General features: G+C 74.2%; 8 protein-coding genes, 2 pseudogenes and 1 riboswitch. Of the genes and pseudogenes, 5 read left to right on the top strand and 5 right to left on the bottom strand.

Features of this window, described 5'->3' with window-relative positions:
- Window positions 1-217 precede the first annotated feature (217 nt).
- Both IF37_RS0105205 and ppdK read right to left on the bottom strand, forming a co-directional pair.
- Window positions 218-673: a pyridoxamine 5'-phosphate oxidase family protein gene (locus IF37_RS0105205; RefSeq protein WP_030736840.1), complete on the bottom strand. Its 456-nt coding sequence runs from the start codon at window positions 671-673 to the stop codon at window positions 218-220.
- A gap of 58 nt (window positions 674-731) precedes the next feature.
- A complete protein-coding gene (gene ppdK / locus IF37_RS0105200) occupies window positions 732-3,419 on the bottom strand; it encodes a pyruvate, phosphate dikinase (RefSeq protein ID WP_030736837.1) in 2,688 nt (895 codons plus the stop codon).
- A gap of 212 nt (window positions 3,420-3,631) precedes the next feature.
- On the opposite strand from ppdK, the pseudogene IF37_RS39010 reads away from it, so the two are divergent.
- Window positions 3,632-5,404 (top strand): annotated as a pseudogene (locus IF37_RS39010) (GAF domain-containing protein).
- Window positions 5,405-5,570: 166 nt separating this feature from the next.
- Here the strand turns inward: IF37_RS39010 and IF37_RS41565 are convergent.
- Together IF37_RS41565 and IF37_RS0105190 are read right to left on the bottom strand one after the other, a co-directional pair.
- Window positions 5,571-5,969 (bottom strand): annotated as a pseudogene (locus tag IF37_RS41565) (CBS domain-containing protein); the annotation flags it as partial.
- Between the two features lie 376 nt (window positions 5,970-6,345).
- Complete coding sequence (locus IF37_RS0105190) at window positions 6,346-8,676, bottom strand: heavy metal translocating P-type ATPase (protein ID WP_030736833.1); 2,331 nt, start codon at window positions 8,674-8,676, stop codon at window positions 6,346-6,348.
- 422 nt (window positions 8,677-9,098) lie between these two features.
- Window positions 9,099-9,235, top strand: a riboswitch (cobalamin riboswitch).
- Window positions 9,236-9,376: 141 nt separating this feature from the next.
- On the opposite strand from IF37_RS0105190, the gene IF37_RS0105185 reads away from it, so the two are divergent.
- The 4 genes from IF37_RS0105185 (at window position 9,377) to IF37_RS0105170 (ending at window position 13,035) form a co-directional block, all read left to right on the top strand.
- A complete protein-coding gene (locus IF37_RS0105185) occupies window positions 9,377-10,399 on the top strand; it encodes an iron ABC transporter permease (protein ID WP_173456732.1) in 1,023 nt (340 codons plus the stop codon).
- 2 nt (window positions 10,400-10,401) lie between these two features.
- On the top strand, window positions 10,402-11,169 hold the full coding sequence (locus tag IF37_RS0105180; protein ID WP_030736827.1) for an ABC transporter ATP-binding protein: 768 nt from the start codon (window positions 10,402-10,404) through the stop codon (window positions 11,167-11,169).
- Between the two features lie 9 nt (window positions 11,170-11,178).
- Window positions 11,179-12,180, top strand: coding sequence for an ABC transporter substrate-binding protein (locus IF37_RS0105175; protein ID WP_030736824.1), 1,002 nt, complete (start codon window positions 11,179-11,181; stop codon window positions 12,178-12,180).
- 93 nt (window positions 12,181-12,273) lie between these two features.
- A complete protein-coding gene (locus IF37_RS0105170; RefSeq protein ID WP_030736822.1) occupies window positions 12,274-13,035 on the top strand; it encodes a cobalt-precorrin-6A reductase in 762 nt (253 codons plus the stop codon).
- A gap of 251 nt (window positions 13,036-13,286) precedes the next feature.
- Here IF37_RS0105170 and IF37_RS0105165 read toward each other — a convergent pair whose 3' ends face one another.
- Window positions 13,287-13,964: a precorrin-8X methylmutase gene (locus tag IF37_RS0105165; RefSeq protein WP_106981716.1), complete on the bottom strand. Its 678-nt coding sequence runs from the start codon at window positions 13,962-13,964 to the stop codon at window positions 13,287-13,289.
- Window positions 13,965-14,070: the final 106 nt, after the last annotated feature.

Below are 14,070 nucleotides of genomic sequence, written 5' to 3'. Positions count from 1 at the left end.
GGGTCGCTCCGGCGGGGCCCCGGCCACAGGGGCCGACGAGACCCGGGGAGAGGCCGCCCGGACCCCGATCGGGCGCCGGCGGGGTCCCTTGGTCCCTGCCGGGCTCCCGCGACCGCTCCCGAGGACCGGTGCGCAAGTGCGCGGCTCGGCCGCGTCCCGTCGCGGCACGGGTGCCGCCCCGCCGCGGCGAACCGCGCTCGCGACCACGCCCGAGCCGTCAGCCGGTTGTGGTCTCCGTGCTCCCCGTCTCGGCGAGGAGGACACCGGTGACCAGCTCGGGGCGGATGCGCACCACCTGGTCCGCGGATTCCGTCGGCGCCCCGGGCAGCAGTTCGTGGACACGCTCCAGTTCGTCCGGGTCGGTCACCACTCGGGCATATCCCGTGACGACCACGCTCCAGCCGAGGTGGGTGTCCGGATCGATGGCGTCGGCCTCGTACGCGACGATGACGCCCGCGTTGTCGGTCGGCTGTGCGTGCGACGTCAGCGCGGCCCCCTCGTGGGTGCGGATGACGACATCCCCGCCGTCCAGGACGTGGTGGACCGGGCGGACCGTGGGCAGTGCCTGCCGGGTGAAGACGACTCTGCCCAGCGACACGCTGCCCAGCAGCCGCAGGGCCTCGGCGCGGCCGAGACCGGTGCGCCGCTGTGGTCGCGTCTCCTTGGCTGCCATGACGTGCCTCCTTCCGCCGCCGGCCCGGCCCGTGCGCTGAGGGGACCGTGCGCCGCCCTCACCTGCTGTCACTCGTGCACGTGTCCGCCAGCGCCGCCCTGCCCGCCTCAAGACGGGCCACCGGCACCCGGAACGGGGAGCACGAGACGTAGTCCACGCCGACCTCGTGGAAGAAGCGGATCGACTCCGGGTCGCCCCCGTGCTCCCCGCAGACGCCGGTCTCCAGCTCCGGGCGCGCCGCACGACCTTCCTCGACGGCGATCCGGACCAGCCGGCCCACGCCCTCCCGGTCGAGCGTCTCGAAGGGCGAGGCGGTGAAGACGCCCTTGTCCAGGTAGGCCGGGAAGAACGCGGCCTCCACGTCGTCCCTGGAGAAACCCCACGTGGTCTGGGTGAGGTCGTTGGTACCGAAGGAGAAGAACTCGGCCTGCTCGGCGATCCGGCCGGCCGTGAGCGCCGCCCGGGGCAGTTCGATCATGGTGCCGACAGGGCAGTGGACGGGGGTACCGGTCTCCTCGGCGACCTCGCCGAGGACACCCACCACCTCTTCGCGGGCGAGCCGCAGCTCCTCGACGGCGCCGACGAGCGGCACCATGATCTCCGCATACGGGGAGCCACCCGCCCGCGTCCGCTCGACGACCGCTTCGGCGATCGCCCGGACCTGCATCGCGACCAGACCCGGAACCACCAGGCCGAGCCGCACGCCCCGCAGGCCGAGCATCGGGTTCTCCTCGTGCATCCGGTTCACCGCCGCCAGCAGCTCCACCTGGTGCGCGTCGGGGGGTCGCCCCGTGGCCTCGGCGGCGGCGATGCGGACGGCCAGATCGGTGCGGTCGGGCAGGAACTCGTGCAACGGCGGGTCGAGCAGCCGGATGGTGACCGGGAGACCGTCCATCGCCTCCAGGATGCCCGTGAAGTCCCGCCGCTGGAGCGGCAGCAGGGCCCCCAGCGCGCGGTCGCGATCGGTGTCCGTACGGGCCAGGATCATCTCCTCGACCAGTTTGCGCCGCTCGCCGAGGAACATGTGCTCGGTGCGGCACAGCCCGACGCCCCGGGCTCCGAATCTCCGTGCCCGGGCGGCGTCTTCGGGAGTGTCGGCGTTGGCGCGCACCTCCAGCCGCCGTACCGAGTCGGCGTGGTCCAGCACTTGGGCCACCGCCGCGACCACGCTGCCGGTCCGCTCACCGCTCTCCAGGTAGCGCATGGTCGCGGACGCGGCCAGGGGAACCGGCCCGAGGTACACGTCACCCGTGGAGCCGTCGACCGAGATGACGGTGCCCTCCTCGACGACGGTGCCGTCACGGGTGGTGAAACGCCGGGCCTCCGCGTCGACGGTGATGTCCCGTGCCCCGCACACGCACACCCTGCCCATGCCCCGGGCGACGACGGCCGCGTGGCTGGTCTTGCCGCCGCGGCCGGTCAGCACCGCCTGCGCGGCCACCATCCCGGGCAGGTCTTCGGGCGTCGTCTCCTCGCGGACGAGCACCACGCCCTCGTCGGCCGCGGCACGCCGTACGGCCTCCGCGGAGTCGAACACGGCCGCGCCCACCGCGGCGCCGGGCGAGGCCGGCACACCACGGGTGAGCGTCCCACCGGTGGCGGTGGTGTCGAAGCGCGGGAACATCAGCCGGGCCAGCCCGTCACCGCTGACCCGCGCCAGGGCCTCGTCGGAACTGATGAGACCTTCCCGCTCCAGCGCGGTGGCGAGGGTGAAGGCGGCCTCCGCGGTGCGCTTGCCCACCCGGGTCTGCAACAGCCACAGCGTTCCGCGTTCGATGGTGAACTCGATGTCGCACAGGTCTCGGTAGTGCCGCTCCAACGTCCGCGCGTGATCGCGCAGCCGCCGGTACGAGCGGGGGTCGAGCCGTTCCAGCACGGCCAGCGGCAAGGCGTCCCGTCCACCCGATACGACGTCCTCGCCCTGGGCGTTCGGCAGGTAGTCGCCGTACAGGCCGGGGCGGCCGGTGGCCGGATCACGGGTGAAGGCGACGCCGCTGCCGGAGTCCGGGCCCAGGTTGCCGAACACCATGCGCTGCACGGTGACGGCCGTTCCCAGGTCGTCCGGGATGCGCTCGCGGCGCCGGTACAGCACGGCGCGTTCGGCGTTCCAGGACCGGAACACGGCGAGGATCGCCTGCCGGAGCTGCTGGGAGGGGGACTGGCGGAAGTCGCGGCCGGTCTCGTTCCGGATCAGGGTCTTGTACGTCTCCACCAGCCACGCGAGATCGCTCGCGTCGAGACGCAGGTCGTCGGGAGCCCCGCGGGCGTCCTTCAGCAGGGCCATGGCCTCGTCGAAGAGGGCCGGATCGACCCCCGACACCGTGCTGCCGTACATCCGGACGAGCCGGCGGTAGGAGTCCCAGGCGAAGCGCTCGTTGCCGGATGCCTTGGCCAGACCGAGCACGGAGTCGTCGTTGAGGCCGATGTCGAGCACCGTCTCCATCATGCCGGGCATCGAGTAGCGCGCCCCGGAACGGACGGAGACCAGCAGCGGGTCGTCCCCCTGCCCGAGCAGCCGCCCGGCACCCGTCTCCAGCGCCGAGAGGTGCCGGGAGACCTCCGCGGACAGGCCGTCCGGTTCCCCGCCGGTGGCCAGGAAGACGCGGCAGGCCTCGGTGGAGACGATGAATCCCGGCGGTACCGGCAGCCCCAGCCGGGTCATCTCGCCCAGGTTCGCGCCCTTGCCGCCCAGCAGGCCGGCCAGTTCGCGGCCACCGTCCTGGAAGTCGTACACGTAGCGGACCATGACGCCACCCCTCGGCTCCGAGTTCCCGGTACCTCCCAGCCTGGAAGGGGGCGGCGCACCGGGGCAGGTGCCCTCCGTCCCAGGAGGTGGGCCGACCGGCCCTGACTGCCGGGCGGGAGTGTCGCCGCGATGCCGGGGGACCGTCCCGGGCCGCCGGACCCGCCGCGCTGCGTTCACCGGCAGAGGCTGGTTGACTGGTGTGGAGGAGCGTCATGGCCAGTGCGGACGATCATCCGGTACACCTGCCCCGGCTGAAGCTCGACGAACTGCTGGAGGAGCTCCAAGCGCGGATCGACGCGGCCCGCGGTACCCAGGACCGGGTGCGCAGCCTGCTGGAGGCGGTGCTCTCCGTCGGCCGCGAACTGGACCTCGAACAGGCCCTGGACTCCATCACGTAGGCGGCCGCCGTGCTGGTCGACGCCGAGTACGCCGCCCTCGGTGTCATCGGGCCCGGCGGCGATTTCCTCCCGGCCTTCCACACTGTCGGGGTGACCGAGGAGCAGATCGCCGCGATCGGCCCCTTCCCCAAGGGCCACGGCATCCTCGGAGAGGTCATCCGGAACCCGGAGCCGCTCCGGCTGGAGAAGATCTCCCAGCACCCCGCCTCGTACGGCTTCCCGCCTCACCACCCGCCGATGAACAGCTTCCTGGGCGTTCCCATCCGGGTCCGCGGCGAGGTGTACGGCAATCTGTACCTGACCGAGAAGCGCGGTGGCCGGCAGTTCGACGAGGAGGACGAGTCGGTGCTGTCCACGCTGGCCGTGGCGGCCGGCATGACGATCGACAACGCCCGGCTGTACGAGGAGTCCCGGCTGCGCGAACGCTGGCTGCTGGCGAACGCCGACATCACCTACAGCCTGATGTCCGGCAGCGAGGACGCCGAGCCCCTGGAACTGATCGCCGAACGGGCACGCGAGATCCTGCGGTCGGCCCTGGCGGCGGTGGCGATCCCCATGGAGGCCGCCGAGTCCCTCACCGTCGAGATCGCCGTGGGCGTGGACGCGGAGGCGCACCGGGGGCTGGTGCTGCCCCTGGCGAGCACGCTCATGGGCCTCGCCTTCTCCGCTGCCGCGCCGGTCACCAGCGACGACGTGCGGTGGGACGAGAGGATCTCCCCTGAGCCGCCGCGCTTTCGGGGTCTCGGCCCCGCCGTGGCCGTCCCCATCGGCACCGGGGAAGGCGGCGTGCGCGGCGTGGTGCTGGTGGCCCGCGAGGCCGGTGCACCGGTGTTCTCGGGCGAGGAGACCGAGAAGCTCCAGGGCTTCGCCGCGCAGGCCGCCATCGCGATGGAGCTGGCCGGGCGGCGCAAGGAGGCCGAACGGATCGCGGTGCTCCACGACCGTGACCGGATCGCCCGGGACCTGCACGACCTGGCCGTCCAGCGACTCTTCGCGACCGGCATGACGCTACAGAGTGCGAGCCGTCTCATCGACCACCCCGAGGCCGCCGAGCGTGTGCTGCGGGCCGTGGACGACCTGGACGAGACCATCAAGATCCTCCGCTCGGCCATCTTCGGGCTGCGCGCCCGTGTGAGTGCCGTCGACACCGGGCTGCGGGCCCGGGTGGTGGACGTCGTCGGTGAGAAGACCCCGCTGCTGGGCCTCACGCCCGGCGTGCGTATCGAGGGCCTGGTCGACACCGAGGTCCCCACGGAGATCGCCGACCACGTCGTGGCAGTCCTCTCCGAGGTCCTCACCGAGGTCGCCCACAACGCCCATCTGGACCGGGTGCTGGTCGCCCTGACGACCGACGGCCGGGAAGTCTCCCTCACGGTCGCGGACAACGGTGTAGGAACCTCCCCCGACGGCCGGCGCGGCGGACTGCGCGACATCGCCGAGCGCGCGGAGCGGCTGGGCGGGCACCTCGACGTGTCCGCCCCCGAGGGGGGCGGTGCCGTACTGCGCTGGCGGGTGCCCCTGCCCGGCAGGTGGGAGAGCGGACACCCCCCTGCGCGGGGGCGGAGGGGTCCGGCGGACCGGCGTTGAGGGAGCGAAGGCCGAGGAGGCCCAGGCACGGGCCGCTCGGCCCATGTCCCGTGTCCGGTCGCCGGCGCAGCCTGAAGGTGTGCGGGTCGAGCCAGAGCGCGTCGACCAGCACCTCGCGCCGCATGGCGCGCCGGATCTCGTCGTCGGTACGCAGGAAGACCTGGAGCAGATCGCGGCGGGTGACGATGCCGACGAGACGGTCCTCCTCGTCGACCACCGGCAGACGCTCGACGCCGTGCCGCGTCATCAGCCGGGCGGCCTCCGGCAAGCAGGAACCGGCCCGGACCGTCACCGCGGGTGCCGACATGATTCCGCCGGCCGTGCGAGCCCGGCTCCGGGCGGAACTCAGGCGGGTACGGCGGCGGAGCTTGCCCCAGACGGTGAGACGGCCACCGGTTCCGCTCGACCGCGCCTGCCGCTGCACCAGGTCGGTCTCCGAGACGACCCCGATGACCTTGTCGTCCTCGTCGACCACGGTCAGCCCGCTGACGCCGCGGTCGCGCAAGAGGCGTACGACGTCCTTGAACGGGGTGCCGTACCGGGCGGTGACGACGTCGCCACTCATGACCTCGCCGATCCTCGTGCGTTCCATGGCTGTCCTCCTTCTCGGCGGCCGTGGCCCGGTCGGCGGGCACGGGTCGCGGGGGCGGCGCGGAACCAGCCGTCGGCGCGCGTCGGCGGCGGTGACGCCGCATGTCCCGGCCGGCCCGGGGCCGAGTCCGCCGCCGGGGAAGGCCCGCGGTCATCCAGGAGAGGCCGTCGGCCCCGAGGGCGTTCATCGTGGCTGCCTGGAGGCCGGTCATCACGAGGTCTCCCTCCGGGCGACCCCGCCTCCAGCGTCCGGCGGTGCCGGTGGGCCGTACAGGGGCTGACCGGGCACCGGGCGGGCCGAACGGCCCTCAGGGGGACGAAGGCGCCCCGGCGAACACCTCTGCCCGGGCTCACCGGGCCAGCGAGAAATAGTTCTCCTCTTCCTGCGTGAAGTGCAGGCGCAGGACGCCGTACAGCCCGTACAGGCAGGAACGCAGGTCGTCGAGCTGGCCGGGGGACAGCCCGCCGCCGGCGCGGGCCAGCTTCAGGTGGGTGGCGACGCGGCGGGAGAGGCGTTCGATCTCGGTATGGGCCCGGCTCATGGTGGCCGTGGCCTCCGGGCCGCCGAGCGCGGGGGCGAGGGCGGGATAGAGCTCGTGCTCCTCGGCGTACTCGTGCGGCAGCAGCCGATCGGTGAGCAGCCGGTGCGCCTCCTCGACGGCCGCCAGAGCCCGCGGGCAGGGACGGTCGGAGAGGCGGTCGGCCGCACCGCGCACCGCTTCGAGCACGTCCTGGAGGTCGTCGTGTTCCGCGGCGAAGCGCTGGACCAGCGCCTCGGCGGCCGGTGCCAGCGCCGGCCGTGTGGCCTGGTCCGTGCGCAGCGCGCGCAGGGCGTTCAGGATGACCGCCACGTCGATGGCCTCCTGGAGGAGGGCGCCGCCGGCGGGTGGCAGGAAGCCGAAGGCGGCGGCGGCCATCGCGGCCAAGGACATCGCCATTCCGCCCAGAGCACTCTGCACGGCGATCCGCCGGGCCCGTACGGCGATGAGGACGGCGTCGGCGAGCCGGTCCACGCGATCGGTGGTCAGCACGATGTCGGCGGCCTCCGAGGAGGCGGTGGAACCACGGGCCCCCATCGCCACACCGATGTCCGCGGCGGCCAGCGCCGGCGCGTCGTTCACGCCGTCGCCCACCATGACGGTGACCGCGCGTTCCCGTTCGGCCCGTACGACGGCGACCTTGCCGGCGGGGTCGAGCCCGGAGCGGACGTCGTCCAGGCCGAGGACGGCGCCCACCTCCGCCGCCGGCTCCGCGCGGTCGCCCGTCAGCATCAGCAGCCGCCCGACGCCCGCGGCCCGCAGGTGACGCAGGGCGCGCGGGGCATCGGGGCGGAGGGGGTCGCGAAGCAGCACCGCGCCCGCCGGACATCCATCGACGGTCAGCCAGGCGACTGCCGCGCCGTCGAGAAGTGCCCGGTTGTCCACCGCTCTCGCCCAGGCCGGGCGGGCGCCGGACGCGTCGACGCGGCCCACCGACACCCGGTGCCCGTCCACAGCGCCTGAAGCACCCCGGCCGGGCTCCTCCGTGACGTCGGACGGCACCGACAGGACCAGCTTCCGCTCCCGCGCGGCGCCGACGATCGCCTCGGCCAGGACATGCGGGGAGTACTGGTCCAGCGACGCGGCGAACCTCAGCACCTCCGCGGACCGCCACTTCGGCGCGGCGACCACGTCGAGGACGCGGGGACGGCCGCGGGTGAGGGTGCCGGTCCTGTCGAGCAGCAGGGTCCGGGCCCGGCCCAGGTTCTCCAGGGCGCCGCCGTCGCGCATGACGACTCCCAGGCGTGAGGCGCGGGAGATCCCGGAAACGATGGCCACCGGTGCGGCCAGCAGCAGCGGACAGGGTGTGGCGACCACCAGCACCGCGACCGCTCGGACCGCCGAGCCGCTGAACAGCCAGGCCAGTCCCGCCACCGCGAGGGCGAGGGGAAGGAACCACGCCGCGTACCGGTCGGCCAGCCGGACCACGGGCGCGGACTCGGCCCCGGCCTGCCTGGCCAGCCGCACGATCCCGGCGTAGGTACTGTCCTGCTCGGCTGCCGTGGCCCGCAGCTCGAAGGCGCCGCCCGCGTTGACCACCCCGCTGCGGACCGTGTCACCCGCCGCCCGTTCCACGTTCGAGGACTCGCCGGTGAGCACGGACTCGTCGAGGCTCGCCACGGCGCCCTCCACCCGCCCGTCGACCGGGACTACCTCCCCCGGGCCCACGACCAGCAGGTCACCTGCGGCGACCTCGGCCAGCGGAACCGTGGCGACGCCGTGCGCCGTGCGGCGGCGCGCCGAGCGGGGCGCGTGCTCCAGGAGCGTACGCAGATCGTGCGAGGCCCGCCGCCGGGCTGCGGCCTCCAGGGTCCGGCCGGTGGCCAGCATCAGCGCGATCAGCGCACCGGCCAGGTACTCATGGACGGCGAGGGTGCCACCGAGAGCGAGAACCGCGATCAGGTCGACGCCCGCACGGCCGTGACGAAGCGCGGCGAGCACCCAGCCCACCGCCGGCAGGACCGCGGCGAGGGTGCCCAGGCCCCACAGCAGATCGGCGAGCCCCTCGTCACCGGCGAGCCAGGCGGCACCCCCCGCCGCCAAGGCCGCCGCCGTGACTGCCAGGAGGGCGGACTCCGACCGCGCCGACGCGACCGCCCCGGCCGGAGAAAGGCGTCGTGTGATCAGGGCTGAGCGGTTCATGTCCACCTCTGTCGGTCAGGCATCGCTGCCGAAGGCGTACCCCCCGTCCATCACATCCCGCCGCGCCGGGCCCGCGGCAGGGGACGAACGGCCCCGCGGCCAGGGCCGTACGAACTCCGCTCGCGCCCTCGGGCGGTCTGCCGGACACGCCCCGAGCACCTTCGCCCGCCGAGAGGGCCCATCCGTCCCTCGCGTCGGCCTCACCGGCCCATGACAGGCTCGGCGGTCCGGGCGGGCGTGGGAAGGTGACAGCCGATGGCTGTGATCGCGAACGGCCCCTCGCCCCCCACGGCGAGGTGACGGTCCGTCGGGTCAGCCGGCCGGGTGCTCCGCCGGTTGCCGGTTCCGTCCGCCCGTGCCGGACCGAACTCGGTTCCGCCCGGCCGGTTCCCTCCCGCCCGTGCCGGACCGCACCCGGAGACTGTTTGTTAGGCTCCCCTTGCCTCTCGTGGGGGAAGTCCGGTGAGAATCCGGCGCTGTCCCGCAACGGTGTGCACGGTGGCCGGTCCCGATGGCCCTCGTGCGAGCCCGATCGCCCACAAGGGAGCACCGACCCGTTGACTGCTCGCCGAGGACTGCGAGAGGGGTCCGGGCGGCCGGGCACGGCCGTACGGGCTGTCTCCCGTTGGAGGTCCAGCAGGCGGCCCGTGTGAAGGACGGCCCCTCGTTGCGTCGAAGTACGACTCCCGGCCGCATACCCGTGCTGCCGCTCGGCATCGCCCTTGCGCTGCTGCTTCTGGCGTCACTCACCTGCGGAGTCGGGCTCGGAGCCGCCGGGGTCGGCTGGGCGGACGTGCTGCGCTCCCTGTGGGCCGGGCTCACCGGCGCCACCCTGCCCGCGCGCGACGCCGCCGCCTACACCATCGTCTGGGAGATCCGGCTGCCCAGGGTGCTGCTCGGCGCCGTGGTCGGAGCGGGTCTCGCGGCCGTGGGCGTGGCCGTGCAGGCGATGGTGCGCAACGCCCTGGCCGACCCGTTCGTCCTGGGCGTCTCCTCCGGTGCGGCGGTCGGCGCCAACGCCGTGATCCTCCTCGGCGCGTTCGCCGGGCTCGGCGTGTGGGCGCTGTCCGTCTCGGCGTTCGCCTCGGCACTGGCCGCCATGGCGCTCGTCTACGCCGTGGCCCGCACGCCCCACGGGCTGACCCCGCTGCGGCTGATCCTCACCGGTACGGCGCTGGCGTACGGCTTCGAGGCCGTCACGACGGTGATGGTGTTCGGCGCGGTCCGCGGCGAGGCGGCCCGGTCGGCGATGATGTGGCTGCTGGGCAGCCTGGGCGGCGCGACCTGGGCCCAGGTGCCGCTCGCCGCGGTCACCGTGCTGGCGGGATGGGTCTGGCTGCGGTGGCGGGCCGAATCCCTGAACGCGCTCGCCATGGGCGACGAGACCTCGGCCGCGCTCGGTGTGCGACCGGACCGGCTGCGCCGGGAGCTGTTCCTGGTCACCGCGGCCGTCACCGGGACGGTGGTGGCGGTCAGCGGGGCCATCGGCTTCGTCGGCCTGATGGTGCCGCACGTCGTACGGATGCTGGTCGGCGCCGACCACCGGCGGGTGCTCGCCGTCGCCCCGCTCGCCGGAGCCGTGCTGCTGGTCTGGGCGGACGTACTCTCCCGGCTGCTGTTCGCGCCGGCCGAACTGCCGGTCGGAGTGATCACCGCGGTGGTCGGGGTGCCCGCGTTCCTGCTGCTGATGCGGCGGGGCGGCTACGCGTTCGGAGGGCGTTGAGCATGCGCCTCGACATCGACGACGTCACGATCGAGACCGCCGGGGCCCGCCTGGTCGAGCACATCGACCTCACCGTGGACAGCGGAGCCTTCGTCGGACTCGTCGGCCCCAACGGCAGCGGCAAGTCGACCCTGCTGCGCTCCGTGTACCGGGCCCTGCGGCCGTCCGGCGGGGTGGTCCGGCTGGACGGCGACGACCTGCACGCCATGGACCCGCGCGCCACCGCCCGGTCGCTGGCCGCGCTGCCGCAGGAGTCCTCGGCCGAGTTCGACTTCACCGTCGCCGAGGTGGTCGCCATGGGGCGGCTGCCGCACCGCGACCGCACGGCCGCGGCGGACCGCGAGATCTGCGCCCGGGCGATGGAGCGCACGGGCGTCGCCCACCTCGCCGGCCGTGGGTTCCCCGGCCTGTCCGGCGGCGAGAAGCAGCGCGTCCTCATCGCCCGCGCCCTCGCCCAGCAGCCGCGGGTGCTCGTCCTCGACGAGCCCACCAACCACCTCGACATCGCCCACCAGCTGGACGTCCTCGCCCTGGTCCGCGACAGCGGCCCGACCGTGCTGGCGGCACTGCACGACCTCAACCTCGCCGCGGCCCACTGCGACGTGCTGTACGTCATCGACGGCGGCCGGATCGTCGCCTCCGGACCCCCGCACGACGTCCTCGGACCGGCGCTGCTGGCCGAGGTGTTCGGGGTCCGCGCCCATGTCGTCCGGCACCCCGGGACGAACGCCGTCCAGCTCCTGTTCGACCTGCTCCCGCCCACCACCTGAAGGACGCCCATGCGCAAGCAGCTATTCGCCGCAGCCCTCTGCCTCGCCGTGACCACCACCGGATGCGGCGCCACGGTGGAGGCGCCCCGGGAGGCGAAGTCCCGGGCGGTCACCCTCACCAACTGCGGCCGGAAGGTGACGTACGACAAGGTCCCCGAGCGGGTGGTGACCAACGACGTCGGCATCACGGAGCTGATGTTCGCCCTGGGCCTGGAGGACCGCATGGCGGGCTTCGCCATGCCGGACGACAAGGGCGACCTGCACGGCGTGCCGTGGAAGGACGGCTACGACAAGGTCAAGTGGCTGTCCAAGGACCAGCTCACCAAGGAGAACGTCCTCGACGCCCACGCCGATCTCGTCTTCGCCGGCTGGAACTACGGCTTCCGCGAGGACGGCGGGTTCACCCCCGACGCGCTGGAGAAGCTCGGCATCCCCTCGTACATCCTCACCGAGTCCTGCCACAACGGCCGTACGAAGTCCTCGCGCGGCATCATGCCGCCCCTGGACGCCCTGTACGCCGACCTCACCAACCTCGGCAGGCTCTTCGGCGTCGAGGACCGCGCCGCCACGCTGATCGCCGGATTCCGGAAGCGGATCGCGGACGTGCGGGCGAAGGCGCCCAAGGGCTCCGACCGCCCTTCGGTCTTCCTCTACGACAGCGGCAGGGACGCGCCGTTCACCGCAGGCCGCTACGCCGCCCCGGAGCAGATCATCACCGAGGCCGGCGGCGTCAACGTCATGCACGACCTGGCGGACTCCTGGACCACGGTCGGCTGGGAGAGCGTCGTCGAGCGGAACCCGGACACCATCGTCATCTGCGACTACGGAGACGTCAGCGCCGAGCAGAAGCGGAAGTTCCTGCTCTCCTACGCCCCGCTGCGCGACGTCTCCGCCGTCAGGCACCGCCGGATCCTCGTCCTCGACTACGCCGACCTGGTCGAGAGCCCCCGCAACCCGTCGGCGATCGCCCGGCTCGGCGCCTACCTGCGGACCGTGCCGGCCGGCCGGTGACCCGGCGGCCCACCGGAGCGGGCCGCGTCCCGCCCGGCCGCCGCCCACCGCTCCCGTGCTCCCGCACCGCGCCTCGTGAACGGACCCGGACCCATGCGCGTACTGATCCTCGGCGGCACCACGGAGGCCCGCCGCCTCGCCGAACTCCTCCACGGCACCCCCGGACTGGAGCTGACCAGCTCCCTCGCCGGACGTGTCGCCGACCCCCGGCTGCCCCCGGGCGGCACCCGGATCGGCGGCTTCGGCGGGGCGGCGGGACTGGCCGCGTGGCTGCGTGAGCACGGAACCGGCGCGGTCGTCGACGCCACCCACCCCTTCGCCGGCACGATCGGTCACCACGCGCTCCGGGCCGCTGCCGCCGTCCGCGTCCCCCTGCTCGTGCTGCGCCGTCCCGGCTGGCTCCCCGTCGAGGGCGACCGCTGGCACGAGGTGGGCTCGCTGGAGGAGGCGGCCGCGGCGCTGCCCGCGCTCGGCCGGCGCGTCTTCCTCACCACCGGACGCATGGGACTGGCCGCTTTCGCCGCGCTGGACGACCTCTGGTTCCTCGTGCGCTCCGTCGACGCCCCCGGGCCCCCGCACCCGGCGCGCATGGAGGTGCTGCTCGACCGCGGCCCCTTCACCCTCGACGGGGAACGGGAGCTGCTGCGGCGCCACCGCGTCGACGTCGTCGTCACCAAGGACAGCGGCGGGGCGGCCACCGCGCCGAAGCTGGCCGCCGCCCGGGAGGCCGGGCTGCCCGTCGTCCTGGTCCGCAGACCACCGGCTCCCGAGGGCGTACCCGTCGTGCCGGACGCCGGGAGCGCCGCCCGCTGGGTCCGCGAACGCCTCGCCCGGGGGCCTTCCCCGGACCGCTGACCGAAACCCGCGGCACGGCCTGGACGGGATGACCGGCATTACGTAGGGCCCGGGAAACCCGGCACGGCCCGGGCCGCACGGCCTCACACCCGGTGGCCCCACGCCCGGTGGACCCACGCATCACCCGCCCGCCCCCCGCGCGGACCGGCGCGCAGGCCGGCGCGGCGCCCGGGCGGTCCCCTCGCGAGCCGGAGCACCGGTGCCCCGGCGCCGGCTCACCGGGCCGAGCCGCAGCGGCTACGGCTCGCCGGTCACTCCTCCTCGCTGGCCAGGGCGTTGAGCGCGGCGGCGGCGATGGCGCTGCCGCCCCGTCGGCCGCGTACCACCAGGTACTCCAGGCCGGACGGGTGTGCGGCCAGGGCGTCCTTGGACTCGGCGGCGCCGACGAAGCCGACCGGGACGCCGATGACGGCGGCGGGCCGGGCGGCACCCTCCTCGATCATCTCCAGGAGGCGGAACAGGGCGGTGGGCGCGTTGCCGACGGCGACGACCGCGCCGTCCAGGCGGTCGCGCCAGAGTTCCAGCGCGGCGGCGCTGCGTGTGGTGCCCAGCTTCGCGGCCAGTTCCGGGACGGCCGGGTCGGACAGGGTGCAGAGCACGTCGTTGCCGGCGGGCAGCCGCTTGCGGGTGACGCCGCTGGCCACCATGTGGACGTCGCAGAGGATCGGGGCGCCGGCACGCAGGGCCTCGCGGGCCCGGGCCACCACCGCGGGCGAGTAGGCCAGGTCGCGTACGAGGTCGACCATCCCGCAGGCGTGGATCATGCGCACCGCGACCTGGCCGACGTCGGAGGGCAGTCCCGCGAGGTCGGCTTCCGCGCGGATGGTGGCGAAGGACTGGCGGTAGATCGCCGCGCCGTCCTTCTCGTAGACGTGGGGGGTCACGCTGCTCTCTTCGTCGCTGCGGGCGGGGGCACGGCGGTCGAGCATACCGAGCCGCCCCCCGCCGGGCCGTCCGCCCCCCACCGGGCGTCTTCCTCCCGTCCCCGCCGGGCCGTTCGCCCCTTCCCGCCGGGCCGTTCGCCCTCCCTCGCCC

Origin of the sequence: Streptomyces sp. NRRL S-31, from assembly GCF_000718775.1 — a bacterium.
Taxonomy (GTDB): domain Bacteria; phylum Actinomycetota; class Actinomycetes; order Streptomycetales; family Streptomycetaceae; genus Streptomyces.
The sequence above is the reverse complement of the archived record's forward strand: the minus strand, read 5'-3'. Positions and strand labels throughout refer to the sequence as shown.

What these genes read in the sequence shown, in the direction of transcription:
- IF37_RS0105205 (WP_030736840.1), bottom strand. Translation starts at nt 673, where the DNA reads ATGGCAGCCAAGGAGACGCGACCACAGCGGCGCACCGGTCTCGGCCGC.
- ppdK (WP_030736837.1), bottom strand. Translation starts at nt 3,419, where the DNA reads ATGGTCCGCTACGTGTACGACTTCCAGGACGGTGGCCGCGAACTGGCC.
- IF37_RS0105190 (WP_030736833.1), bottom strand. Translation starts at nt 8,676, where the DNA reads ATGAACCGCTCAGCCCTGATCACACGACGCCTTTCTCCGGCCGGGGCG.
- IF37_RS0105180 (WP_030736827.1), top strand. Translation starts at nt 10,402, where the DNA reads ATGCGCCTCGACATCGACGACGTCACGATCGAGACCGCCGGGGCCCGC.
- IF37_RS0105175 (WP_030736824.1), top strand. Translation starts at nt 11,179, where the DNA reads ATGCGCAAGCAGCTATTCGCCGCAGCCCTCTGCCTCGCCGTGACCACC.
- IF37_RS0105170 (WP_030736822.1), top strand. Translation starts at nt 12,274, where the DNA reads ATGCGCGTACTGATCCTCGGCGGCACCACGGAGGCCCGCCGCCTCGCC.
- IF37_RS0105165 (WP_106981716.1), bottom strand. Translation starts at nt 13,964, where the DNA reads ATGCTCGACCGCCGTGCCCCCGCCCGCAGCGACGAAGAGAGCAGCGTG.